Below are 24,215 nucleotides of genomic sequence, written 5' to 3'. Positions count from 1 at the left end.
TAGGATGGTTGATTGAGTCGGCGTTCTGCGTCGTCGCCCCTCTGCCTACGACAAAGAAAGTCCCCTCTGTGAGTTTCCTGACCCGGCTGAGCCTGAAGAACCGGGCGCTCATCGCGCTCATCTCCGTCGTCGCCGTCATCTTCGGCGTCATCGGAGCCGGTGCCCTCAAGCAAGAGCTCTTCCCGTCCCTCGACAACCCCCAGGCCACGGTCACCGCCTCGTACGAAGGAGCCACCCCCGAGGCCGTCGAATCCGAAGTCACCGACCCACTCGAAGGGGCGCTGACCGCACTGCCCGAGGTCGAGGAGATGACCTCGACCTCCTCGGCGGGCAGTGCGCAGATCACCGTGAGCACGAAGTACGGCGACGACTCCGATGACGTCGTCCGTGCCCTGCAGCGCGCCGTCTCCCAGGTGCAGCCGACCCTGCCCGACGGGGTCGAACCGAACGTCATGATGATGGGCACCGACGATATTCCTGTCCTCGCCCTGTCCGTGACCTCGGACGCCGATGAGGACCAGCTGGCAGCGAATCTCGAAGACATCGTCGAACCGGAGCTGAAGAAGGTCGACGGCGTCTCCCAGGTCCAGATCGCCGGAGCGAAGACCAAACAGGTCGAGATCAGCATCCGCCGCGACGACCTCGAGGACGAAAGGGCGAACCTCGACGAGGTGGCCGGAATCCTCCAGTCCAACGGCGTGCCCACCTCGGCGGGTGAACTCAAGGGCGCCGACGGTACGGCCCCGGTCGAGGTCGGCACCCGCATCCGCTCGCTCGATGCGATCAAAGACCTCGTCATCTCCGGCACGGACGGACCGATCCAGATCTCCGACGTCGCCGACGTCAAGCTCGTCGACGAACCCGTCGAGTCGATCTCGCGCACGAACGGCGAACCCTCGCTGTCCGTGTCGGTGATGAAGGAATCCGACGCGAACACCGTCGACGTCTCCCACGCGGTGGCCGACAAGCTGCCCGAACTCGAGAAGACGATGGGGGAGAACACGGAATTCGTCTCCGCGTTCGACCAGGCACCCTTCATCGAACAGTCCATCCACGACCTCCTCAACGAGGGTGGGCTGGGCCTGATCTTTGCGGTCCTCGTCATCCTCGTCTTCCTGCTGTCGGTGCGGGCGACGATCATCACCGCCATCTCCATTCCGCTGTCCCTCCTCATCGCCATGATCGGCCTGTGGATGGGCGGGGAGACCCTCAACATGCTCACCCTCGGTGCGCTGACGATCTCCGTGGGCCGCGTCGTCGACGACTCCATCGTCGTCATCGAAGCGATCCGCAGGCGCCACGCCTCCGGTGGTGACAAATTCTCGAACATCCTCGCCGCCGTCTCCGAGGTGGCCGGGGCCATCACCGCATCGACGCTGACCACGGTGGCTGTGTTCCTGCCGCTGGCGTTCGTGACCGGGCAGACCGGCGAGATGTTCCGGCCCTTCGCCCTGACCGCGACCATCGCCCTGCTCTCCTCCCTGTTCGTGGCCCTGACGATCGTCCCCGTCCTCGCCTATTGGTTCCTGCGTCAGCGTGAAGCGAAGGTCAAACTCACCCGTGCGGAGAAGAAGGAGATCCGCCGCAGCCGCAAGTCGATGCTGTCGCAGTGGCGGGCGGAGAAGAAGAAGGCGAAGAAGGCCGACAAGAAGCGCGACCTCGTCGCGGCCGGTGCCGCAGCCGAGGACACCGGGGCCCGAGACAGTGCCGACGCCGCCACCCATTCCGAACCGACCGGAGTGGCCGCGGGCGGTCCGCGCTACGGCGAATCCGCAGACGGCACGGAAGCAGTCGACGAACTCGCCGGAATGCACTCGCCGGTGACCCGTCTGCAGAAGACCTATATGCCGGCGATCTCGTTCTCGACGAAGCACCCGATCGTCATGATCCTCATCGCCGTGCTCGTGCTCGCCGGCACCGGAGCGATGATCCCGCAGCTGAAGACCGAACTCTTCGGCGACACAGGGCAGGATTCCCTGCAGATCTCGCAGACCTTCGACCCTGGCACCGACCTCGACGAGGCATCGAAGCAGGCAGAGAAGGTCGAGGACATCCTCGCCGACGAATCCGATGTCGACAATTACCAGCTGTCGCTGGGCGGCACGTCATTCGGCTTCACCGACGATTCGTCCCTGACAGGTACCTATATCGTCAACACGAAGTCCGGAGTCTCGGCGCAGTCGATCTCCGCGGACCTGCAGAAGCAGTTCGACGATCTCAAGGGCGCCGGCGACGTCGAGGTGGCAAGTCAGAGCTCGACTCCGGGTTCGCAGACGATCGACGTCACGCTCACGGCCACCGATCCACAGGAACTCGAGGACGCGACGAAGACGGTCAGCGACAAGCTCGAAGGGGTGTCTTCGGCACAGTCGGTGACCAGTGATATCGCTGCGGTCCAGCCCGTGATCGAGGTCAAGGTCGATCATGAGAAGGCAGCCGAGGAGAACCTCACCGAGGCGTCCATCGGCCAGTATGTGCAGCGTGCCATGCATGGTCAGCAGATCGGTGAGGTCGTCATCGACGATGTCTCGCATTCGGTGCTGCTCTTCGACCGCAATGCCGACACTGTGGAGAAGCTGCGCAAACTCAAGATCCCGGGCAAGCCGGAAGAAGCGACGCCTGCCGGCGGAGCAGGCGCGGCAGGAGGTGCCGGAGGAGCCGGCGGTTCAGGTGATGCCGGCGCGGCCGGAGGCGCCGGTGGCACGGGTGGCGCTGGTGGTGCGACTGGCGGCACCGGTACGGCAGGCGGCGACCCGAACGCGGGCGCTCCCGTGACCTCGGAGCCGCGCTTCATCGAACTCGATGACGTCGCCGAGGTCAAGGAAGTCAAAACTGCTCCGACGATCCGTCACACGGATTCGCAGCGTTCGACCACCGTGTCCGTGACCCCGGAAGGCGATGACCTCGGAGCCGTGTCGACCGAAGTGCAGTCCGCCCTCGACGAGGTGGACCTGCCCGATACGGTCGCCGTCGACACCGGAGGTGCCACCCAGGAGCAGAACGAAGCGTTCTCGCAGCTGGGACTGGCGATGCTCGCCGCGATCCTCATCGTCTTCATCATCATGGTCGCTACGTTCAAGTCACTGCTGCAGCCGTTGATCCTGCTGGTCTCGATTCCGTTCGCGGCCACCGGCTCGGTTGCGCTCTCGCTCATCACCGACACCCCGCTGGGGCTGACGTCGATGATCGGTCTGCTCATGCTCATCGGCATCGTGGTCACGAATGCGATCGTGCTCATCGACCTCATCAACCACTTCCGCATCCGCGGGGTCGATCTGCGCACAGCTATCGTCCACGGTGCTCGGCTGCGTTATCGTCCGATCCTCATGACCGCGGCCGCCACGATCTTCGCTCTGCTGCCGATGGCCCTCGGCCTCACCGGCGGGGGAGTGTTCATCTCCAAGCCGCTGGCGATCGTCGTCATCGGCGGTCTGGTCAGCTCGACCCTGCTCACGCTCATCCTCGTGCCCGTGCTGTACCTGCTGCTCGAAGGAGTCAAGGAACGCCGGGCCGAGAAGAAGTACGTGAAGAACATGGCCCGAGGTGAGGTCCTCGACGCTGCCGAGGCGCGGGCGCGGCAGCGTGAGACCGCCACGGTGCCTGCCGGTGCAGGTACTGCCGCCGGTTCCGGTGACACCCGGACACGGACAGAAGGAGAGGCTCCCACCGAGGCGCCCGCACCGACCGTGGACTCGACGTCAGCGGACTCGACGTCCGCGGATTCGGCCGGGGCCGCCTCGGTGCCGGAGGCGACGACGGGGTCCGACCGCCTCGACGACGGACGCGGCGACGAACCCGCCGGCAGTGACGGAGGGGACGCCGACGGGGAGCGAGGCGATGCGCCGGGAACGGACTTCACCCTGCGCAGCCAGCACCCGCGCCGCGACGACGGGCACGGTGAACCCAAACACTGAGCCGTCCCCGCTAGAGTTGAGTCCATGACGACCGAGCTCGAACCACAGGAGAGAAAGCGCCTGTGGTTCGAGCTCGGCCTCATTGCGGCGCTGTCCCTGGGCCAGGCGTCCGTCTACGCGATCGTGCGCCTGGCAGACATCGCCACGCGCGGACCGATCAGCGACGCCCAGGCGAAACTCAACACCTCGATGTCGCCCCGGCCGGGCTTCGACCTGATCTATCAGCTTCTGGACATCGGCTTCGCCCTCGTTCCCGTCGCCCTCGGGCTCTACCTGCTCAGTCGAGACCGACCGGCCCGGCCGCTGCCCATCCGGCTCGGAGTCGACGGGCACCGACTGCGCGACCTCGGCCACGGTGCCCTCATCTTCCTCGTGATCGGCATCGGCACCCTCGGGGTGTACGCGGGCGGCAGGGCATTGGGGATCACGGCCGAGATCCAGCCGTCCAACCTCGGCGATCATTGGTGGACGATCCCGGTGCTGCTGCTCTCGGCCGCGAAGAACGGAATCCTCGAAGAGGTGCTCATCTTCGGCTTCGGAGCACTTCGACTGCGGCAGCTGGGGTACGGACCGTGGCCGATCATCATCTCCCTGGCGCTCTTCCGGGCCAGCTACCACCTCTACCAGGGCATCGGCCCGTTCATCGGCAACGTCGCCATGGGCATCATCTTCGGCTGGTACTTCCTGCGCAAGGGCAGACTCATGCCGCTGGTGTGGGCGCACGTCATCATCGACGCCGTCGGATTCCTCGCCCCGGGAGTGCTCGCCCTCGTCGACATCGGCTGAGGCCAGGAGCCCCAGGCTGAGACCAGGACCCGAAGCCGGGACAGGCGAACGGGACACTCATTCCTCCCTCCGGGTTCACCTCTGATTCACCGACGGGTAGTTCCAGGGCCGCTTGCCGGTGACAGTCTCGATCGGGTGAGTCCTTCCGGCTCCGCCCTCTGTACCGGGCGGGTCCCGGACTGGGAAGATACCCGATACAAGGAGAGAATCGATGCGAACCTTTCTGCCGATGGCCGACCATGTGCGTGGCAAGCGCAGCCCCGTCACGTGCGCACTGAAGTGCGACAACGCCTGCCTCAAGGCCACCTGCAACACATCGGCAAATGGGTATTTCCGCGATATCGTCAATGCGAAGCTCAGCCGTCGCGCGGTTCTCGGTGCCTCGGCTGCAGGTGCCTTGGCCATCGCAGTGACCACTGCACCCAGCCCGACCGCACGCTCTGCCGCCGCAGCCACCGCAGGCAGTCTGGCCTTCACCGCCATCGACCCGGTCCAGCACGAGGTCGACGAATTCGTCGTCCCCGAAGGCTACTCCTGGCATCCGATCGTCCGCTGGGGAGACCCCTTGTTCCCCGACTCCCCGAAATTCGACCCGGAGAATCAGAGCCCAGAGGCGCAGCGCCGCCAGTTCGGCTACAACAACGACTTCCTGTCCATCCAGATCGACCCCGACGACTCCAACCGGGCCGTACTCTTCGCCAACCAGGAATACACGAACGACGCCATCATGTACCCCGAGGACATGGACGGAGCCGATCAGCGGGCGATCAGCCGTGAAGCCCACGGACTGACCGTTGCCGAACTCATCCGCACGGACGAGAAGTCGACGTGGACGATCGATGTCAACGGAAAGAAGAACCGCCGGTTCCTCATCGACACCGAGTACGAGTTCACCGGTTCCGCCGCCGGTTCCGATCTGCTGCGGACGAAGGACTACCCGAACGGTGACAAGGCGCAGGGCACTCTCGGCAACTGCTCGGGCGGGCTCACGCCCTGGGGCACTCTGGTGTCCGGTGAGGAGAACTTCAACTCGTACTTCAAGGCGCAGGGCACCTCGGCGGCCGATAAGCGCTACGGTCTCGACAGCGAAGACTCGGCCAACGGGTGGGAAGCCGATGTCGACCGATTCGATACGAACAAACCGGGCTACGCGAACGAAGCGAATCGGTTCGGCTGGATCGTCGAAGTCGACCCCTGGGACCCGAATTCCACCCCTCATAAGCACACGAACATGGGCCGCTTCAAACACGAAGGGGCGAACATCACGATCTCCGATTCGGGCCACGCCGTGGCCTATCTGGGAGACGATGAGAAGTTCGACTACCTCTACAAGTTCGTCTCGAAGGACACCTACGTCGAGGGCGACCGCGAACACAACAAGACGCTGCTGACCGACGGCGACCTCTACGTCGCGAAGTTCACCGGCAACTCACCGAAGTCCGAGATCGACGGCAGCGGTGAGGTGCCCGCCGACGGCGAGTTCGACGGCAGCGGACAGTGGCTTCCGCTGGTCAAGGACGGCAAGTCGCAGGTGTCGGGATTCTCCGTGGAAGAGGTCCTCGTCAACACCCGTCTGGCCGCCGACAAGGTCGGGCCGACGAAGATGGACCGCTGCGAAGACGTCGAACCGAACCCGGTCAACGGCCGCATCTACGTCGCCTGCACGAACAACTCCGACCGCGGCACCGACGGGAAGGCCGCCGCAGATGAGGCCAATCCGCGCACGGAGAACCGCGACGGGCACATCGTCGAGATCACCGAGCGCTCCGGCGATCATACGGGCACCGAATTCGACTGGACGCTGCTGTTGGTCTGCGGAGACCCGAAGCAGGGCGACGCCACCTACTTCTCCGGCTTCCCCGCCGATCAGGTCTCACCGATCTCCTGCCCGGACAATGTCGCTTTCGATACTGCCGGAAACCTGTGGATCTCCACCGACGGTGCTCCCGACGGCATCGGCTACTGCGACGGTCTGTTCAAGGTCACGATCGACGGTGACCAGCGCGGTCGGGTCGAACAGTTCCTGTCCGTGCCTCGCGAAGCCGAGGTCTGCGGACCACTCGTCCACGATGAGTATGAGTCAGCTTTCGTTGCGGTCCAGCACCCAGGTGAGGACGGCTCCTATGCCGATCAGCACTCGCAGTTCCCCGATTATGTCGACGCGACCGATGTCGATAAGGGAGTGGCCGCGATGCCGCGGCCCACGGTCGTGCAGGTCATCAAGGGTGACGGCGGATCGGCACCGGATCCGACTGAACCGCCGAAGGACCAGGACTCCGACGCCGACGGCACAGATGAAGGGGCCAAGGACTCGGATGAGAACGGCAGCTCAGATGGTGCCGGAACGGGTGAGGACACCGATGCCAAGGGCGACAGGACCGGAACGGATGCCGACAGCTCCGGATCGACTGCCGGGTCGCAGGACGGCGCGAAGGATGCCGCAGCAGCTGGTGCGGCCGCGAGCGCCGGAAGCGACGGCGGCTCCGGTTCGGGCGGTTCAGGCGGCTCCGGCTCGGGCGGCGGTTCTTCGAACGGCGGCTCGGGTTCAGGTGGGTCCGGCTCAGGAGGCTCCGGGTCGGACGGCGGTGAACTGCCGTGGACCGGCACTGACAGCACTCTGCCGCTGCTCGGCGGCGGAGCAGGTCTCCTCGCCGCCGGCGGTGCGATGGCGACGGCCGCTCATCTGCGTCGGAAGAAAGCAGATGGGACGGAAAGCGAGCAGGGATCGCCGATGGAGACTCAGGGCGACTGATGACTCCACGACCATAAGCTGAAGAAGGCCAGAGGCGACACTGCCTCTGGCCTTCTTCGACTCCGCTGTGTGCGCGGACGCTGAGGGCCTCAGATGGTGACGGGGCCGTTCTCCGTGTTGAAGCTCACCGACATGATGCCCGGCGTGCCATGGGGAGCGGACCAGTCGATGTTGATCTCCGAGATCGGCTTGGCATCCTGAGTACCCAGCCAATCGCGCAGACGATCGCGGTCCCCGGCGATCTGCAGGGTGTCGATGTCGACGCCCACATTCGTCTTGTACGTCGACGGGTGCTGCGAGGAGTCGGCGGACCACTTGATGAAGAACGGCAGCTGGGGATCGGCGATGAGCCCCTTGACGCCGATCTGCAGCCACCGAAGTTCCAAACCGGACTCCGGCGTGCGGTTTCCATCGACAGCCTTGCGCTCGAGGCGGGTTTCGACTGCGGTGAGATCGTCGACCGAGACGCACCAGCCCATCCAGCCGCCGCCGAGCTCGGAACGAGCCCGGACGGCCTGACCGAAGGGCGTCGAGAGAGCGGCCGGATGCTCCAAGGCTTCCACGACTTCGAGGTAATGACCGTTCGCTAGGGGGAAGATGAGGTTTCTGGTGCCGAATCGAGGATGCACACCGCCGTCGTAGGGAGCCACTCCGAGCTTGTCCGCGATCCGCTCGGCGGTCGCACGATAGCCGTCAGGTTCACTGGCGTATGACACATGATCGAGTTTCATGACACGACAATCGCATAACCTGGCTCACACTGCCCCTTAGGCTTACCTAAGAAATCGTGATGATCGTCACGCTGGGGTCCCGGCCGTCGCCAAAGCGAAACCGCCCGGATGTCATCATCCGGGCGGTCGCAGATCAGCGCTGAGTTCTCAGCACAGTGAGAGGGGAGGGACTCAGTGGCCCTCGGCCTTGAACCGTTCGATGGAGGCGTTGATCTCGGCCTCGGCGGCTTCGCGACCGGCCCAGCTCGACCCCTTGACGAACTTGCCGGGCTCGAGGTCCTTGTACCGGCTGAAGAAGTGCTCGATCGAGTCGAGCATGAACTGGTCCACATCCGAGACGTCGGTGTAGGAGTCCCACCGGGGATCTCCGGCGGGAACAGCGAGAACCTTGTCGTCGCCGCCGGCCTCGTCTTCCATCTGGAACATGCCGATCGGGCGGATGTCGACGAGCACACCGGGGAACAGCGGCTCCGGCAGCAGCACGAGTACATCGAGAGGGTCGCCGTCGTTGCCGAGAGTGTCCTCGATATAGCCGTAGTCGGCAGGGTACTGCATCGATGTGTAGAGGTAGCGATCGAGCTTGACCCGACCGGTCTCATGATCGACTTCGTACTTGTTGCGGGACCCCTGAGGGATCTCGATTGTGGCCAGCAGTTCCATAGTGCTCCTTCACGTTAGGGGTGCATCACTAGAATAGATGGTACAAGTCCCCGTCACCGCCCACCGACGGCGACCACCCCACGGTCGTCGAGGAATGAGAGCCTGCGTTTGAACGACACCGATGCGCCGCCGAATCCGTCGGACTCCGGCTCCCCCCGCCGCGAACGCAGAAGATCGCGGCGGAAGAGGGGCGGTGCGATCACAGCCGGGATCATGGTCCTCGCCCTCGGCGCCTATGTCGCCGTCGACGCCTATGACCTCGTGCCCGGTCTGCCCGGTGTGCTCACCACCGACCCCCAGGTCGAGGTCCAGACCGTGCCCACCCCGCAGGCCCGGGCTCAGCAGGTGCCCGCTCCTGCCTCGGCGGTCGACGATTCGGCTCCTGTGCCCACACGGATCCCGAAGACGATCGACGCCGTCCTCAAGGAGTCGAAGGTCACAGGCTTCGGCCTCGAGGTCCGCGACGGGATCAGCGACGACGTCCTCTACGCGAAGGACGAGACGAAGCCGCGCACTCCCGCCTCCGTGACGAAGGTGCTCACCGCGGCCGCCGCCCTGTCCGCGATCGGCGGGCAGACGCGCCTGGCGACGACGACGGACTTCGATGCGGACACGCACACCCTGACGCTGACCGCCGGAGGCGATGTGCTCCTGTCGGCCGGAGATTCCGATCCCGGTTCGGTCAATGGGCACGGGGGACTGCGGACCCTGGCCGAGGACACCGCGGCCGCACTCAAAGACCAGAACATCACCGAGGTGGCCCTGAACCTGGATACGAGCCGCTATGTCGGCGAGGACTTCGACTCCGGGTGGTCCCGGTCCGATATCGCCAAGGGCGTGATCACCCCGATCCAGCCGATCATGGTCGACACCGCCTACATCGGATCGACGAACGCGGAATGGCGCGGCCGCAGCGAGCACCCCGCCAAGGACGCGTTCTCGATCTTCGAAACAGAGCTGAAGAAGACCGGGATCACCGTCACCGAGGCGGCCGACGAGTCCGAATCCGAGACGCCGACCGAGAATCCGAAGGAACTCGCCCGGGTGGAGTCGGCGACGATCTCCGAGATCGTCGAATACGCGCTCGTGCACAGCGACAACGTCGTCGCCGAAGTGCTCGGCAATGAGGTCGCCATCGCCCAAGGCAGGGACGGCAGCCTCGAGAACGGTCCGAAGGCGGTCCTGGAGGCTCTCGGCGACTCCGTCGATCTCGGGCGCACCCACCTCGTCGACACCTCGGGGCTGTCCTATGACAACCGGATCGCCCCACACGATCTCACGACCGTCCTGCAGGCCTCGGTCGTCGCCGATGACTCTCTGGCTGGGCTCGTCAGCTACTTTCCCGTCGGCGGACTCACCGGCACCCTGCATGACCGCTTCCTCGACGAGAAGAATGCCTCCGGGGTGGTGCATGCGAAGACCGGAACGCTGTCGACCGTGACTTCTCTGGCCGGGGGAGTGCTCGACGCGGAGGGACGTTACCTCGTATTCTCCATCCAGATCGACGACGTGGATAAGGATAAGATCTTGGAAGCCAGAAAGACCGTGGACGATATCGTCACAGCCCTCGCGAACTGCGGCTGCCGATGATCATCGACGAGGGATTCGCCGCCCGCACCGCCCGTGAGCTCGTCTCCGCGGCGAAGGTCCCCGAACCGGGTGTGCTCGAGACACTCGTCGAGGGGATGAAGGACAATGCGCTGACGGCTCAGGACCTCGTCCTCGATTCGTTTCTGCTGCCGCCGGAGCACGCCGACGCGGTGCGCGGGCGGCTCTCCGCCGGTTCCGTGCTCGTCCTCGATCAGGTCAGCTGGGTCAAAGCCAATGCGCAGTCCGTCAACGGAATGCTCGACGAGGCGGCCCTGCCCGCCCCGGTCAGCTCCGCCACCGCGATGGCCGGTGCCGTCGAGGTCGCCGGGGTGCTCTCGCTCCTGTCGACCCGCGTGCTCGGCCAGTTCGACCCCTTCGCTGTGGAGACGGGACGGCTGATGTTCGTCGCCCCCGCCGTGCTCATCGCCGAGAAGGCCATGGACGTCGATCCGCGTGACTTCCGCATGTGGGTGGCCCTCCACGAGGCCACCCACCAAGTGCAGTTCGCGACGGCGCCCTGGCTGCGCGACCATATGCGCACCCTGCTCTCCGGGGCGGTGTCGACCCGACTGACGATGCCGGGAGTCGGCGGGATCGTCGACCTCTTCGCCACCCTTGGCCGCATCGTCAAGGGCGAGGCCAGCATCATCGACCTCATCCGCGACGAGAAAATGCGCGGCGCACTCGACGAGGCCACCGCGATCCTGTCCCTGCTCGAAGGCCACGCCGATGTCGTCATGGACGAAGTGGGCGCGGGAGTCATCCCGAGCGTGCGCCGGCTGCGCCGGAAGTTCGAGGCTCGGCGTGACGCGAGTCAGGGCGGCTTCCTCACCAATCTGCTCGGAATGGACCTCAAACTCGCCCAATATCGGGACGGGGCGAAGTTCGTCCGGGCCGTCCGCCGCGAGGTCGGACAGAAGGGCTTCTCCCGCATCTATGCCGAACCCGCGAACCTTCCCCGCACGGCGGAGATCCACGATCCGCAGCTCTGGCTCGACCGTGTCCACGGCTGAGGGGCCGCGCGACGCAGCCTCGCCGAGGCGGCCGACCCTCGACCCGGCGAGTGCCGCCATCCGCGCTGCCGTGCGTGCCGCACTCGCGGACGCAGGAGCGTCCGCACCGGGCCTCATCGTCGCGGTGTCCGGGGGAGCGGATTCGATGGCGCTGCTGCACGCGGCCGCGTTCCTCCACCGGCGCGGTGAGATCCGTGCCCGTGCGCTGACCGTCGACCACGGACTGCAGACCGTCACCGCCGAGGTAGCCGACCGGGTCGCCGCCACCGCCGAATCCTGGGGCGTGCCTGCCGAGGTGATGAGGGTGAGCATCGACGCCGGAGACGAAGGCCTCGAAGCCGCGGCGCGCACCGCCCGCTATGCCGCCCTCGAAACCGCTCGGGCGGCAGCCGGAGCCGACTGGATCCTCACCGCCCACACCCGCAGCGACCAGGCCGAGACCGTTCTGCTCGGCCTCATGCGCGGATCGGGCACCCGGTCCCTGGCCGGGATGAGCCCGCTGGCCGGTCGCCTCATGCGGCCCCTGCTCGGCCTCGACCGAGACCAGACCGAAGCGTCCTGCCGGGCCCAGGGCATCGAGTTCTGGAACGATCCGATGAACGCCGACACCGCGTTCACCCGAGTCCGGGCCCGGCAGCTGCTGGCCGGACTCGAAGCCGAACTCGGCCAGCCGATCACCGCGAACCTCGCCCGCACCGCCGACCTCTGCCGCGCCGATGCCGATTTCATCGATGCCCACGCCGAGGCGGCAGGGCAGCAGGTCCGCGCAGCCGCCTCGGTGCCGGTGGAGGTCTTCACCGCACTCGACGACGCCGTGCTCAGCCGAGTCGTGCGCGACTGGGTGATCTCACTCGGCGTGCCCGGACAGAACCTCGGAGCGGTCCGAGTCGCCGAACTCTGCGCCCTCATCCGCGACCGCAGGCGCGGTCGACTGTCCCTGCCCGGGGACATGGAAGTCGTCGTCGGAGGCGGGCAGGCCGTGTTCCAGCCGGCCGCGAGGGCCCGCTGAGGCTCAGCTCAGCCGCGGCCCGCCTGCCAATTCGCCGCCGGAGGCGATGAGCCGACCTGCCTTGAACACATCCCTGTCCCGTGGGCAGTCCATGATCGCCGAGGTGACCGTGTCGGCGTCGATGAGCACGAAGTCGGCGGGAGCACCCACGGCCAGACCGAACCGGGAATCGTCGACCAGCGCCGAACCGTCGGGGCGATCACCGGCCATGACCTGAGCTCCTCCGCGGGAGGCGATATCGAGACAGCCTTCGATGTCGGCATCACGGCGGAACCCGTTCGTGAACGCCAGCTGCCAGGTCCGGCGCAGCAGGTCGCCGTCACCATAGGGGCTCCAATAGTCCCGCTGACCGTCCTCACCGAGTCCCAGGGCCACGCGGCGGGCGCGGATGAGCGCCTGCGGCAGCGCACCCTTGGCCGGGGCAACCGTGGTCAGGGCCACTCCCGCCTCGGCGAGGACATCGAGGATCCGGGCGACCTCGGGTTCCGGGTTCGTATTCAGTGCGAACGCATGCGAGACCGTGACCTGCCCGGCCATGCCCGCGGCTCGGGTCCGCGCGGCGATCTCCTCGAGCGAGAACAGCCCCGCGGTGCCCGCCTCGTGGAGGTGGATGTCGATGCCCTTGCCGTGCTTGTCCGCCAGGCCGAAGACGACATCGAGATGGGAGACCGGATCCCGGTCGTAGAGCAGCGGATCGAGTCCGCCGACGAGGTCCGCGCCGTCGGCCAGCGCCGCATCGAGGAGCTCTTCGACGCCCTGTTCCCGCACGATACCCGCCTGCGGGAACGCGACGATCTGGAAGTCGAGGACATCGGCATGCGCCTCGAGTGCGGCCTTGACCCCGTGGAAGCGCTCGAGACCGCAGTCGGCGTCGACCTGTGCGTGCGAACGGATGCGCGTGCCGCCGGAGGCGACGATTCTCGCGATCGCAAAAGCGGCCTGATCGGCGACGCTGCGCTCGCCGCCTCGCCAGTTCTCCCGATCGTTCATGATGTACCCGTGCAGAGTGCCGTCGGCGGTGTGCGGACGGAACGTCTGGCCCATCCGATTCGAATCCAGGTGGGCATGGACGTCGCCGAGGCTCGGCAGCAGGATCCGCCCGGCACCGTCGATGACCTCGGCCCCGGTCGGCGTCGGCCCGGTCGTCGGTGACGCGGACTCGGTGGCGGCATCCTCAGCGGGGGAGAGGCGAGAGATTCGTCCCTCGGTGATCTCGACATCGAAGGCGGGAGCATCGGGGGTGCGCGGGAAGAGGCGCACATTCTTCACAACGATCATGTGCCCAGCCTACGACCGCCAGGCGGTATACCATCGGAGATCGTGCCCGGCAGCGCGCCTCCGTGGGGCCGCGGCCCGCGTGCTCGGCGACAACAGCTGTCTGAAAGGATGACGCCATGACGACTTCGCCCCAGCAGGGCTTCCGACGCTCCCGCGGCCTCGACGGTCTGGCCCTGGCCTGCCTCGTCCTCATCGCCGCCTCACTGCGGCCGGCAGCCTCCTCGCTGGGCCCCGTGCTCTCCGAAGTCAGCGACGGATTCTCCCTTGCCGAATGGCAGACCGGTCTGCTCACCGCTCTGCCGGGACTCGTGTTCGCCGTCTGCGGCATCATCGCCGTGCCCCTGCTCAAGCGCCTCGGTCTGTTCTCCGCACTGGCCCTGAGCGCCGCCCTCATCGTGGCAGGCATCGGTCTGCGCGCCATCGTCACCGAATGGGTGGCCTTCGCTCTGCTCACGGTCCTCGCCCTGGCCGGAATGTCGATCGGCAACGTCATCCTGCCCGTCTACGTCAAGTCCCGCTTCCCGTACCGGCCCACCCTTGGCGCGACGACGTTCACCGTCTCGCTCGGCCTCGGATCGATGCTGCCCTCGCTGCTGACCGCGCCCCTGGCCGCACAGTTCGGCGGGTGGCGCGTCGGCCTCGGCTTCTGGATGATCCTGCCCTTGTCCGCGCTCATCACCTGGACGGTGCTGCGGATACTGAAGTCCGTACCCGTCCTGACCGGACAGGCCGCGGAGCCCGGTGGGCAGCAGGCGGAGGCGCCGCCCCGGCGAGCTGTCTTCACCTCACCCAAGGCGCGGTACATGGCGATGTTCTTCGGCCTCCAATCGGCCAACGCCTACCTCCAGTTCGGGTGGCTGCCGCAGATCTACCGCGACGCCGGACTCGACCCCTTCCTCGCCGGGATCATGCTCACGATCGTCACCTTCGGCGGTCTGCCCGGCGGATTCCTCGCCCCGCAGATCATCGTCCGAAACATCGCCCCACGGGCCTTCCTCGTCTCCTTCGGCGCCAGTGCCGTTGGCGGCTATACCGGACTGCTGCTCAGCCCGGCCACCGTGCCCTGGCTGTGGGCGGCTCTGCTCGGCTACGGCGGATTCGCGTTCCCCGCCGCACTGGCGCTCATCACCTCACGCACCCGCGAGGTCTCGGTCACGGCCTCGACTTCGGCTTTCGTCCAGTCGTCGGGCTATGTGCTCGCCGCGCTGTGCCCACTGGCCGTGGGCGGACTGCTCGGGATCAGCGGCGGCTGGCAGGTGCCGCTGTGGTTCATGGTCATCATCTCCGCGCTGATGGCGATCACCGGCTGGCTGTCGGCCGGTCCGGGGGTCGTCGACGACGAACTGGGTCCGACATCCGGGTCCACTGGCACCGGTGAGGCAAAGTGACCCATAATTGAATCTCCAGGACCCGCATCTGAGGAGAATCGACACTCGTGGACATCAACGATCTCGGCAATGACATCGAAAAAGTACTCGTCTCGGAAGAGCAGATAGCCGCACGACTCGTTGAACTGGCCGCAGCCATCGATGAAGACTACAAAGACAAGGACATCCTCCTCGTCGGCGTGCTCAAAGGCGCCGTGATGGTCATGGCCGACCTCGCCCGTGCCCTGCACTCTCCGGTGACGATGGACTGGATGGCCGTGTCCTCCTACGGATCGGGCACCAAGTCCTCCGGCGTCGTGCGGATCCTCAAGGACCTCGACACCGACCTCACCGATCGCCACGTCCTCATCGTCGAAGACATCATCGACTCCGGCCTCACCCTGTCCTGGCTGGTCCAGAACCTGCGCACCCGCGGAGCTGCCACCGTCGAGATCTGCACCATGCTGCGCAAACCCGAAGCCGTCAAGGTCGACATCGACGTCAAGTACGTCGGCTTCGACGTGCCCAACGAATTCGTCATCGGCTACGGCCTCGACTACGCGGAGAAGTACCGCAATGTGCCGTTCGTCGCGACCCTGGCTCAGCACGTCTACAGCTGAACCGACTGCACCGCTTTTACGCCCGCGGCGAACCCGGGCCGCCTCCGGGGTCTGTGACGGAATAGATTCGGCACGCATTCGGGCTATAGGGGTGCGAAGTACTAGGCTGTGGGGGATGTTCCCAGGCAGCCTCGGTAGCCTGAAACGGTTGCCCACATCTTTTTCCTGAGAGGACTTATGGCCGAGTCGAACAAACGTCGCCCCCTGCTGAACAAGGCGACGAAGGGCCCATTGGTCTGGATCGTCCTGGCACTGCTCGTCGTATCGATCGGTGCTCTGCTGTTCAGCCAGTCCGGGTTCAGCCAGATCGACACCGAACAGGGTCTGCAGCTGCTGGGAGACGACAAGGTCGAACAGGCCAAGATCGTCGACAAGGACCAGCGCGTCGACCTCACTCTCAAGGACGACTACACAGTCGACGACAAGGACTTCGGCAAGAAAGTCCAGTTCTTCTACGTCGAACAGCGCGGCGAGCAGGTCGTCAAGGCCGTCGACTCCGCCGCACCGGACAAGGGCTTCACCGACGAGGTTCCCAAGCAGAGCTGGCTGATGTCGCTGCTGGGCACGCTCATCCCGTTCGTCATCATCTTCGTCGTCTTCTGGTTCCTCATCTCGCAGATGTCGGGCGGGAAGATGATGAACTTCGGCAAGTCGAAGGCGAAGCTGGTCAACAAGGAGAACCCGGACGTCACCTTCACCGACGTCGCCGGAGTCGACGAAGCCCTCGAGGAGCTCGAGGAGATCAAGGAGTTCCTCGCCGAACCGGAGAAGTTCAAGGCCGTGGGAGCGAAGATCCCCAAGGGCGTGCTCCTCTACGGTCAGCCCGGAACGGGCAAGACCCTGCTGGCCAAGGCCGTCGCCGGTGAGGCCGGAGTCCCGTTCTACTCGATCTCCGGTTCCGACTTCGTCGAGATGTACGTCGGCGTCGGTGCCTCCCGAGTCCGTGACCTCTTCGAACAGGCGAAGTCGAACGCCCCGTGCATCATCTTCATCGACGAGATCGACGCCGTCGGCCGCCAGCGCGGCGCCGGAATGGGCGGCGGGCATGATGAGCGCGAACAGACTCTAAACCAGCTGCTCGTCGAGATGGACGGATTCGACGTCAAGACCAACGTCATTCTCATCGCCGCGACCAACCGCCCCGACGTCCTCGACCCGGCGCTGCTGCGTCCCGGCCGCTTCGACCGGCAGATCCCCGTCGAGGCCCCGGATATGAAGGGCCGCAAGCACATCCTCGAGGTCCATGCCGCCGACAAGCCGCTGGCCGACGAGGTCGACCTCGGCCAGGTCGCGAAGCGGACCCCCGGATTCTCCGGCGCGGACCTGGCCAATGTCCTCAACGAGGCGGCCCTGCTCACCGCACGAGAGAACGCGAAGGTCATCGACAACCGGATCCTCGATGAGGCCATCGACCGCGTCATCGCCGGCCCGCAGAAGCGGACCCGACTGATGAACGACAAGGAACGCCTCGTCACCGCCTACCACGAGGGCGGACACGCCCTCGTCGCCGCGGCCATGAATCAGACCGACCCCGTCACCAAGGTCACGATCCTCCCGCGCGGACGCGCACTGGGCTACACGATGGTGCTGCCGAGCGAAGACAAGTACTCGACGACTCGCAACGAGCTGCTCGACCAGCTCGCCTATGCCATGGGCGGGCGCGTGGCCGAGGAGATCGTCTTCCACGATCCGACCACCGGCGCCAGCAACGACATTGAGAAGGCGACGAATATCGCCCGCAAGATGGTCACCCAGTACGGCATGAGCGACAAGCTGGGCATGGTCAAGATCGGCGACGACCAATCCGAACCCTTCGCCGGACGCGGCTACGGCGGCGGCGACGAATACGGGGATTCGACCCTGTCCTCGATCGATCGCGAGGTCCGCGGTCTTATCGACTCCGCACACGCCGACGCCTACTGGGCGCTGACGCACAACCGCGATGTGCTCGACAACCTCGCCTACCAGCTGCTCGAACGCGAAACGCTGGACCAGGCCGCCCTGGAAGAGATCTTCGCCCCCGTCGTCAAGCGCGCCACCCGCGACGTGTGGCTGGCCCACGACGATCGACCCGTGTCCGAACGCGGTCCCATCGCACCGCCCGCACCGCTGAGCGAACGCAGCGACGGTGACGGCTCGACCGGCGCCGAGGTCGACACCACCGACATCCCCGGAGCCGGACCCACCGGTGTCAGCGGACCCCATGTCCCGCACAACCCGCCGGGACCCGAGAACCCGAACGGCCCCACCGGCCCGACCGGAGGATCCGGCGCAGGCGGTCCCGGAACCGGGGGACCGGCGAAGAATGAGACGGACGAGGACAGAGGGAACAACGACTGATGGCCGATATCGAAGAGGTCTCCGCCGGCCTCGGCCCTGCCCCCTCGGGGCAGGAGAACAAGGTCGACCAGGAGCGCATCGCCGCTGCCGTGCGTGAGATCCTCATCGCCGTCGGCGAGGACCCCGACCGGGAAGGTCTGCTCGAGACTCCCGGCCGAGTGGCTCGCGCCTATGAGGAGATCTTCGCCGGGCTCCACCGCGACCCGGCCGAAGTCCTCGGCGTCACCTTCGACATCAGCCACGAGGAGCTCGTCCTCGTCCGCGACATCGACCTGTACTCCACCTGCGAACACCACCTCGTGCCCTTCCACGGAGTCGCCCACATCGGCTACATCCCGAGCAAGAACGGCAAAGTCACGGGGCTGTCGAAGCTGGCCCGCCTCGTCGAGATCTATGCTCGTCGCCCCCAGGTGCAGGAACGCCTGACCTCGCAGATCGCCGATGCGCTCGTCGACCACCTGGAACCGCAGGGCGTCATCGTCGTCGTCGAGGCCGAACACCTGTGCATGACCATGCGCGGAGTCCGCAAGCCCGGAGCTTCGACGATCACCTCGGCCGTGCGCGGGCAGCTGCGCGAAAGCGCCTCCCGGGCAGAAGCGATGAGTCTCATCCTCGGCCGCTGAGGCCAGAACACGGATCACCCAGCGATGGATCTCTCAGCAGCGAAGACGACGCAGATCATGGGCGTCCTCAATGTCACCCCCGACTCCTTCTCCGACGGCGGACTGTGGTTCGACCACGACATGGCCGTCGGCCACGGCCTCGAACTCATGGCCGCCGGTGCCGACATCATCGACGTCGGAGGCGAATCGACGCGTCCGGGATCGGCCCGCGTCGACGAAGCCGAAGAGCTGCGCCGAGTCGTGCCGGTCGTGCGTGAGCTCGCCTCTGCCGGAGCAGTCATCAGCGTTGATACGATGCGTGCCCGTGTCGCCGCAGAATCCCTGGCAGCCGGGGCTCATATCATCAACGACGTCTCCGCCGGACAGTCGGATCCGACCATGCTCAGCGTCGCCGCCGAATCCGGAGCCCCCATCGTGCTCATGCACTGGCGCGGCTACCTCGATCAGGCCTCGGCGACCTTCCACTACGACGATGTCGTCGCCGAGGTGATCGCCGAACTGCGCACCCGCATCGACGAAGCCATCGCCGTCGGCGTGAAACCTGCGAACATCATCGTCGACCCCGGCCTCGGATTCTCGAAGAACGCCGAACACAATTGGCAGCTGCTGGCCGCGCTCGACGAATTCGCCGCCCTCGACCATCGGCTCCTCGTCGCCGCCAGTCGGAAGCGCTTCATCGCCTCCCTGCTCAGCCCCGATGACCCGAAGCAGGCCGAACAGGCGGCGAAGGATCAGGCCACGGCCACGATCTCCGCGATCTCCGCACAGGCCGGCGCCTGGGCGGTCCGCGTCCACGATCCGGCCACCTCGGCGGTCGCGTGCAAGGTCATCGCCGCGGTCCGGGAACACTCCGCAGCAGCGAACCCTGCCGCGAACCTCGACACGGAGGACAACGGGCGATGACCGGCGCCGAGGCGACCCCCGACCGCATCGAACTGCGCGGGCTGACGGTGCGCGGCAACCACGGCGTGTTCGACTTCGAGAAACGCGAAGGCCAGGATTTCGTCATCGACGTCACCCTGCACACCTCCGTCGCACGTGCCGCGGCCACCGACGACCTCGCCGAGACGATCCACTACGGCGAACTCGCCGAAGACGTCGCCGGAATCGTCGAGAACAACACCTTCGACCTCATCGAGACGCTGGCCGACCGCATCGCCGACCACTGCCTGAGCCTGTGCGAGCACGTCGAAGTCGTCGTCCACAAACCCTCCGCCCCGATCCAGCGGACCTTCGACGATGTGCGCATCCGCGTCGAGCGCCACCGTGCTGCCGGCGCAGACGCGGGGGAGACCGAAGCGTATCTCAGCCTCGGGGCGAACCTCGGCGATGCCGCGGACACCCTCGACCAGGCGGTGGCCGCCCTCGACCGGCATCCCGACATCACCGTCACCGGCCGTTCCTCACTCTTCCGCACCGCGCCCTGGGGCGGAGTCGACCAGGACGACTTCCTCAACCTCGGAGTGCTCGTGACCACGACGCTGCCGGCACTCGAGCTGCTCTCGGTGGCACAGGGAATCGAAGTCGCCTGCGGGCGCACGCGCGAACTCAGGTGGGGACCGCGCACCCTCGACATCGACCTCATCCGCGTCGGCGGCGAGGACGCCGAGCAGCACCGCCGGACTCCGCGGCTGACGCTGCCGCACCCACGCGCCCATGAACGCGCCTTCGTGCTCGCCCCCTGGGCCGAGCTCGTCGGAGACACACTCATCGACACCCCTCGGGGGCGGCGCCCCCTCAGCGCGGTTCTGGCCGAACTCGACGACCAGGACATCTCCCGGATCACCTCTGGATAACCGCCCGCGATCTGAGAGACTGGGAAGCATGCAGAGAACCTCCTCGTCCACCCTCGCCGTGTGGGCCGTCATCGGCACGGTGCTCTCGATCGTGGTCGACGTGGTGCTCGAAAGCCAAGGGTTCTCACTGCCGGGCCTGCCGTGGTTCGCCGTCATCGGCATGCTCGTCCTCTCCGTCATCCTGTTCCTGCTCGGCTGGCCCATCAAGAAGTGGAACGACGGGGACCGGACGAAGGAGATCGACCCGATCCAAGCGGCGAGAGTGGCGATCATGGCCAAGGCCAGCGCTCTGACCGGGGCCGGACTCTCCGGCTGGTACCTCGGCAACGCCGGGTACTATTTCCTGTCGGCCCCGGGGATCCGCAACGATCTGGCCGCAGGTATGCTTGTCGCAATGATCTCTGCCGCCGTGCTCATGATCGTCGGCATGATCGTCGAGGGATTCTGCGAGATCCCACCCCAAGACCCGCCGGGAGCCGAAACAGCATGAACCGCGACCCCTTCTTCTTCTCCGTCGGAGCCGATGTGCCCTTCAACCGGGTGAGCTCGAAGTACGGGCGGAAAGAGGTCCTCGCCTCAATGATTCTCCTCGTTCCGCTGCTCATCGCCGCCCTCGTCGTCGCGATCATCTTCACCTCCGAGGTGCCGTGGCTGCACCTGGCCTGGATCGCCGTCGCCGTCTACGGCATCCTCTCGACGATCATCATCCTTCGGCAGGCCCGCGCCATCGGCTATGCCGAACGTGAAGACGACCTGCTCGTCCGCCGCGGCATCATGTTCCACCGCGCCACCGTCGTGCCCTACGGCCGACTTCAGTTCGTCGACGTCGACGCCGGCCCCATCGACCGCATGTTCGGCCTGGCGACCGTCAAGCTCCACACCGCGTCGGCCGCCACCGACGCGACGATCCCCGGACTGCCTCGCGCCGAAGCCGATCGCCTGCGCGACAGCCTCGCCGGACTCGGCCAGGCCAATCTCGCCGGACTGTGACCATGCGTGACGAATCCTCGCCCAACTCTCCGAACCCCGGCACCGAGGCGGCCGCACCGGAGGTCTGGCACCGCGTCCATCCGCTGACGCCGATCCTCGAGAGCCTCGGTGTCCTCGTCGGTATCTTCATCGCCGCAGCCTACGGTCTGCAGAACTTCTTCCAGAGTGCCGTCGAAGACCTGGCCTCCGGCCGCTCCGTCAACCTCACCTTCGCCGAATGGCTGGGCGCCCACCCGCTGGTGATCCTCGCCGTCGTCGGCGGAATCATCCTGCTCCTTCTCCTCACAGCCTTCTTCAGCTGGCTGGCCTGGCGAGTCATGGGGTACCGGGTCGACGCCGAAGCGATCTACTATCGGCGCGGACTGCTGTCGAAGAAGCTGCGCAAGGCCCGCCTGGACCGCGTCCAGTCGATCGACCTGCAGCAGAAGCTGCTGCCGCGCATGCTCGGAATGGGCGAACTCGTCTTCGACGTCGCCGGCGGCACCGACTCGAACATCTCCCTGAAATACCTGTCGAAGAAGCGTGCCGAAGAGCTTCGCGATGAGCTTCTCGCCGCGGTGAAAGCAAAGAAGAGCGCATCCGCTGCGGTCGCCACGGCACCGACCGGAGCCACAGCCGAGCACGGTGGGCCCGAGCCCGAAACAGGAGCAGCCGGAGAGGCTGAAGCCGGTGCGGATGCGGCAGGTCAGCCACGGGTCACGGCCGGTGGCCACGGCGGCCCGGGCCTCGACTCCAGCAGAGAACAGCCGGGTATCGATCTCTCCGTGCCCGAACGCAGCGCCGACAGCCTCGGAGTCCGGCTGAGCAAACGGCTGGGCGTCCTGGCCGACGACGTCTCCCACGAAGCGGAAGGCAGCCTCAACGATCTGCTGGCTCCGTACCACCTCTCGGCCGATGTCGGTGAGGAGGGCGAGATCATCCGTGTGCCCGCTCACCGTGTCATCGTGTCCTCCCTGCTCAACACCGGAACGCTGATCTCCGTCGGCGTGATCGTCGTCCTCATCGCCATTGCCGTCGTCTTCCTCGTCGTCGGGATCGAGGAGGCCTTCCTCCCGATCCTCATCGGTGGACTGCCCGGCATCTTCGCCGCATTCACCGCATTCAAGAAGAACCTCGACAATGCCAATTTCGTCGTCCGCATCAGCGAAGACGGGCTGGCCGTCAGGCATGGACTCTTCTCCACCTCCCGCAAGGTCATCCCCCTCGACCGACTGCAGGCCGTCTGCCTGCATCAGCCGCTGCTGTGGCGCTGGGCCGGCTGGTGGAGGGCCGAGTACAACATCGCCAGCGACGGAGGCAAGAACGACGAGAATCTGCTCCTGCCCGTCGGCGATATCGACCAGGCACTGCTCATGGTGGGTCTCGCCCTGCCCGACCCGCAGCTGCCCGCAGGCATCTCCGCCGACGGCCTCGTCCGGTCAGCCATGTACGACCGGAAGTCCACACATCCCGACGCAGCGGCGGCCGAGGGGCTGTTCCACGCGCAGCCGCGCTCCTCACGGGTCATCGACCCCCTCGTCTGGAAGCGACGCGCCTATGCGCTCACCGATTCCCTGCTCGTGCTGCGCCTGGGCATCCTCGACCGACGTGTCGACTTCGTGCCCCATGTCAGGGTCCAGTCCCTGCGCTACTATCAGGGCCCGCTGATGCGAGCGCTGAAGCTGGGCACTGTGGCCGTGCATTCGACCGCCGGTCCCATCACCCCACTCGTGAAGCATCAGGATGCCGACGCCGCCAAACGCTTCTTCACCGAGCATGCCGAACGCACTCGGATCGCCCGCCAGACCTACGACGCGGCGGCGAAGAGCCCCCACACCGACCGGACACAGATCCTCGAGGAGGACGAAGGATGAGCCAGGACGACGCACCGCGGCTGGGCATCGGAATCATCGGCTGCGGCCGCGTCGGGGCCAGCATCGGAGCCGCCTGGAGGCAGGCGGGGCACGCCATCATCGGCGTCAGCGCCACCTCGGCGGCGAGCCTCGAACGCGCCGAGGAGATGCTGCCGGCAGTGCCCGTCCTCGACCCGGATGAGATCACCGAACGCGCCGAACTCGTCCTCGTCGCCGTTCCCGATGACGAGATCGCGCCGTTGGTCACGGGTCTGGCCGACCTCGGACGCATCCACGCCGGGCAGATCCTCGTGCACTGCTCCGGCCGGTACGGAACGGACGTCCTCGACGCCGGGACCCGCCTCGGCGCCCTGCCCATCGCCCTGCATCCGTCCCTGACGTTCACCGGAACCGAAGTCGACCTGAGTCGGCTGCGGCAGGCGACGATCGCGGTCACCGCGCCGGCACCGATCCGTCCGGTGGGGGAGGCCCTCGTCGTCGAACTCGGCGCCGAACCGATCGACATCGCCGAAGCGGACCGCCCCCTCTACCACGCGGCCATCACCCACGCCTCGAACCATTCGATCACGATCCTCGCCGAAGCCATGGAACTGCTCTCAGAGGCCGGAGTCGCCGATCCCTCGGCCGTCCTCCACGCCCTCGTCGACGCCAGCGTCGCCAACACCATGCAGAATGGGCCCAAGGCACTGACCGGACCGATCAGCCGCGGCGACGTCGGAACCATCGAAGCGCACCTGGCCGCACTGAGCGAATTCAGCCTCAGCCGGTCGAACCCGTCCGTGCGCAACAGCTACATCGCGCTCGCGCGATCGACAGCCGCGAAAGCCCTGGCGATGGGACGGATCACAGAAGCCCAGGCACAGCAGATCCTGACTGCTCTGGACTGACCGCCG

20 protein-coding genes are annotated in these 24,215 nt (G+C 66.4%); 16 read left to right on the top strand and 4 right to left on the bottom strand.

Translation table 11 applies throughout. From position 1 onward, the window contains the following. Positions 1-68 precede the first annotated feature (68 nt). The 3 genes from AD89_RS0107755 to AD89_RS18300 all read left to right on the top strand — a co-directional run bounded on the left by AD89_RS0107755 (position 69) and on the right by AD89_RS18300 (position 7,452). On the top strand, positions 69-3,914 hold the full coding sequence (locus AD89_RS0107755; protein WP_025778036.1) for an efflux RND transporter permease subunit: 3,846 nt from the start codon (positions 69-71) through the stop codon (positions 3,912-3,914). Between the two features lie 24 nt (positions 3,915-3,938). Beyond that, positions 3,939-4,700: a CPBP family intramembrane glutamic endopeptidase gene (locus AD89_RS0107750; protein WP_025778035.1), complete on the top strand. Its 762-nt coding sequence runs from the start codon at positions 3,939-3,941 to the stop codon at positions 4,698-4,700. A gap of 211 nt (positions 4,701-4,911) precedes the next feature. Further along, complete coding sequence (locus tag AD89_RS18300) at positions 4,912-7,452, top strand: PhoX family protein (protein WP_051505147.1); 2,541 nt, start codon at positions 4,912-4,914, stop codon at positions 7,450-7,452. Between the two features lie 89 nt (positions 7,453-7,541). Here AD89_RS18300 and AD89_RS0107740 read toward each other — a convergent pair whose 3' ends face one another. The 3 genes from AD89_RS0107740 to AD89_RS19885 form a co-directional block, all read right to left on the bottom strand. Next, positions 7,542-8,183, bottom strand: a complete 642-nt coding sequence (locus tag AD89_RS0107740; protein ID WP_025778033.1) for a VOC family protein — start codon at positions 8,181-8,183, stop codon at positions 7,542-7,544. A gap of 171 nt (positions 8,184-8,354) precedes the next feature. Further along, positions 8,355-8,843, bottom strand: a complete 489-nt coding sequence (locus AD89_RS0107735; protein ID WP_025778032.1) for an inorganic diphosphatase — start codon at positions 8,841-8,843, stop codon at positions 8,355-8,357. Positions 8,844-8,896: 53 nt separating this feature from the next. Next, positions 8,897-9,046: a hypothetical protein gene (locus tag AD89_RS19885; RefSeq protein ID WP_155807387.1), complete on the bottom strand. Its 150-nt coding sequence runs from the start codon at positions 9,044-9,046 to the stop codon at positions 8,897-8,899. A gap of 10 nt (positions 9,047-9,056) precedes the next feature. Here AD89_RS19885 and dacB point away from each other — a divergent pair, with 10 nt between their 5' ends. From dacB to tilS, 3 genes are read left to right on the top strand one after another with little or no spacing between them, the layout of a single operon-like run. Continuing rightward, a complete protein-coding gene (gene dacB, locus AD89_RS0107730) occupies positions 9,057-10,433 on the top strand; it encodes a D-alanyl-D-alanine carboxypeptidase/D-alanyl-D-alanine endopeptidase (RefSeq protein WP_081770377.1) in 1,377 nt (458 codons plus the stop codon). After that, entirely contained in the window at positions 10,430-11,446 is a 1,017-nt protein-coding gene (locus tag AD89_RS0107725) for a zinc-dependent metalloprotease (RefSeq protein ID WP_025778030.1), read from the top strand. The genes dacB and AD89_RS0107725 overlap by 4 nt, the downstream gene beginning before the upstream one ends. Further along, positions 11,433-12,455, top strand: coding sequence for a tRNA lysidine(34) synthetase TilS (gene tilS, locus AD89_RS0107720; protein WP_025778029.1), 1,023 nt, complete (start codon positions 11,433-11,435; stop codon positions 12,453-12,455). Before AD89_RS0107725 ends, tilS begins: the two co-directional genes overlap by 14 nt. A 3-nt stretch (positions 12,456-12,458) precedes the next feature. Here the strand turns inward: tilS and AD89_RS0107715 are convergent, their stop codons facing one another. Beyond that, complete coding sequence (locus AD89_RS0107715) at positions 12,459-13,733, bottom strand: amidohydrolase family protein (RefSeq protein ID WP_155807386.1); 1,275 nt, start codon at positions 13,731-13,733, stop codon at positions 12,459-12,461. A 116-nt stretch (positions 13,734-13,849) separates the two neighbouring features. Between AD89_RS0107715 and AD89_RS0107710 the strand changes: the two genes are divergently transcribed. The 10 genes from AD89_RS0107710 to AD89_RS0107665 all read left to right on the top strand — a co-directional run bounded on the left by AD89_RS0107710 (position 13,850) and on the right by AD89_RS0107665 (position 24,209). Further along, entirely contained in the window at positions 13,850-15,121 is a 1,272-nt protein-coding gene (locus AD89_RS0107710; protein ID WP_025778027.1) for an MFS transporter, read from the top strand. A gap of 47 nt (positions 15,122-15,168) precedes the next feature. Next, positions 15,169-15,720, top strand: a complete 552-nt coding sequence (gene hpt, locus AD89_RS0107705) for a hypoxanthine phosphoribosyltransferase (RefSeq protein WP_025778026.1) — start codon at positions 15,169-15,171, stop codon at positions 15,718-15,720. 177 nt (positions 15,721-15,897) lie between these two features. Next, positions 15,898-18,060, top strand: coding sequence for an ATP-dependent zinc metalloprotease FtsH (gene ftsH / locus AD89_RS0107700; RefSeq protein WP_051505146.1), 2,163 nt, complete (start codon positions 15,898-15,900; stop codon positions 18,058-18,060). After that, positions 18,060-18,683, top strand: coding sequence for a GTP cyclohydrolase I FolE (gene folE / locus AD89_RS0107695; RefSeq protein ID WP_025778024.1), 624 nt, complete (start codon positions 18,060-18,062; stop codon positions 18,681-18,683). Before ftsH ends, folE begins: the two co-directional genes overlap by 1 nt. A gap of 24 nt (positions 18,684-18,707) precedes the next feature. Next, a complete protein-coding gene (gene folP / locus AD89_RS0107690; RefSeq protein ID WP_155807385.1) occupies positions 18,708-19,586 on the top strand; it encodes a dihydropteroate synthase in 879 nt (292 codons plus the stop codon). Beyond that, a complete protein-coding gene (folK, locus tag AD89_RS0107685) occupies positions 19,583-20,479 on the top strand; it encodes a 2-amino-4-hydroxy-6-hydroxymethyldihydropteridine diphosphokinase (RefSeq protein ID WP_025778022.1) in 897 nt (298 codons plus the stop codon). The genes folP and folK overlap by 4 nt, the downstream gene beginning before the upstream one ends. A 28-nt stretch (positions 20,480-20,507) precedes the next feature. Beyond that, entirely contained in the window at positions 20,508-20,969 is a 462-nt protein-coding gene (locus AD89_RS0107680) for a DUF3180 domain-containing protein (protein WP_025778021.1), read from the top strand. Further along, positions 20,966-21,469: a PH domain-containing protein gene (locus AD89_RS0107675; RefSeq protein WP_025778020.1), complete on the top strand. Its 504-nt coding sequence runs from the start codon at positions 20,966-20,968 to the stop codon at positions 21,467-21,469. Before AD89_RS0107680 ends, AD89_RS0107675 begins: the two co-directional genes overlap by 4 nt. Positions 21,470-21,471: 2 nt before the next feature. Next, the gene (locus AD89_RS0107670; RefSeq protein WP_025778019.1) at positions 21,472-23,322 is read left to right on the top strand and encodes a PH domain-containing protein; all 1,851 of its coding nucleotides are present in this window, start codon (positions 21,472-21,474) and stop codon (positions 23,320-23,322) included. Continuing rightward, on the top strand, positions 23,319-24,209 hold the full coding sequence (locus AD89_RS0107665; RefSeq protein WP_025778018.1) for a Rossmann-like and DUF2520 domain-containing protein: 891 nt from the start codon (positions 23,319-23,321) through the stop codon (positions 24,207-24,209). Before AD89_RS0107670 ends, AD89_RS0107665 begins: the two co-directional genes overlap by 4 nt. Positions 24,210-24,215: the final 6 nt, after the last annotated feature.

The sequence above is a fragment of the Brevibacterium sp. VCM10 genome (assembly GCF_000583215.1).
Lineage (GTDB): Bacteria > Actinomycetota > Actinomycetes > Actinomycetales > Brevibacteriaceae > Brevibacterium > Brevibacterium linens.
The sequence above is the reverse complement of the archived record's forward strand: the minus strand, read 5'-3'. Positions and strand labels throughout refer to the sequence as shown.

Bases quoted from the DNA above. Each gene is read 5' to 3' on its own strand.
- AD89_RS0107670 (WP_025778019.1), top strand. From the start codon at position 21,472: ATGCGTGACGAATCCTCGCCCAACTCTCCGAACCCCGGCACCGAGGCG.
- folP (WP_155807385.1), top strand. From the start codon at position 18,708: ATGGATCTCTCAGCAGCGAAGACGACGCAGATCATGGGCGTCCTCAAT.
- AD89_RS0107735 (WP_025778032.1), bottom strand. From the start codon at position 8,843: ATGGAACTGCTGGCCACAATCGAGATCCCTCAGGGGTCCCGCAACAAG.
- AD89_RS0107665 (WP_025778018.1), top strand. From the start codon at position 23,319: ATGAGCCAGGACGACGCACCGCGGCTGGGCATCGGAATCATCGGCTGC.
- AD89_RS0107725 (WP_025778030.1), top strand. From the start codon at position 10,430: ATGATCATCGACGAGGGATTCGCCGCCCGCACCGCCCGTGAGCTCGTC.
- AD89_RS0107675 (WP_025778020.1), top strand. From the start codon at position 20,966: ATGAACCGCGACCCCTTCTTCTTCTCCGTCGGAGCCGATGTGCCCTTC.
- AD89_RS0107710 (WP_025778027.1), top strand. From the start codon at position 13,850: ATGACGACTTCGCCCCAGCAGGGCTTCCGACGCTCCCGCGGCCTCGAC.
- AD89_RS0107715 (WP_155807386.1), bottom strand. From the start codon at position 13,733: ATGATCGTTGTGAAGAATGTGCGCCTCTTCCCGCGCACCCCCGATGCT.
- dacB (WP_081770377.1), top strand. From the start codon at position 9,057: ATGGTCCTCGCCCTCGGCGCCTATGTCGCCGTCGACGCCTATGACCTC.
- AD89_RS0107750 (WP_025778035.1), top strand. From the start codon at position 3,939: ATGACGACCGAGCTCGAACCACAGGAGAGAAAGCGCCTGTGGTTCGAG.
- folK (WP_025778022.1), top strand. From the start codon at position 19,583: ATGACCGGCGCCGAGGCGACCCCCGACCGCATCGAACTGCGCGGGCTG.
- folE (WP_025778024.1), top strand. From the start codon at position 18,060: ATGGCCGATATCGAAGAGGTCTCCGCCGGCCTCGGCCCTGCCCCCTCG.
- AD89_RS0107680 (WP_025778021.1), top strand. From the start codon at position 20,508: ATGCAGAGAACCTCCTCGTCCACCCTCGCCGTGTGGGCCGTCATCGGC.
- AD89_RS18300 (WP_051505147.1), top strand. From the start codon at position 4,912: ATGCGAACCTTTCTGCCGATGGCCGACCATGTGCGTGGCAAGCGCAGC.
- ftsH (WP_051505146.1), top strand. From the start codon at position 15,898: ATGGCCGAGTCGAACAAACGTCGCCCCCTGCTGAACAAGGCGACGAAG.
- AD89_RS0107740 (WP_025778033.1), bottom strand. From the start codon at position 8,183: ATGAAACTCGATCATGTGTCATACGCCAGTGAACCTGACGGCTATCGT.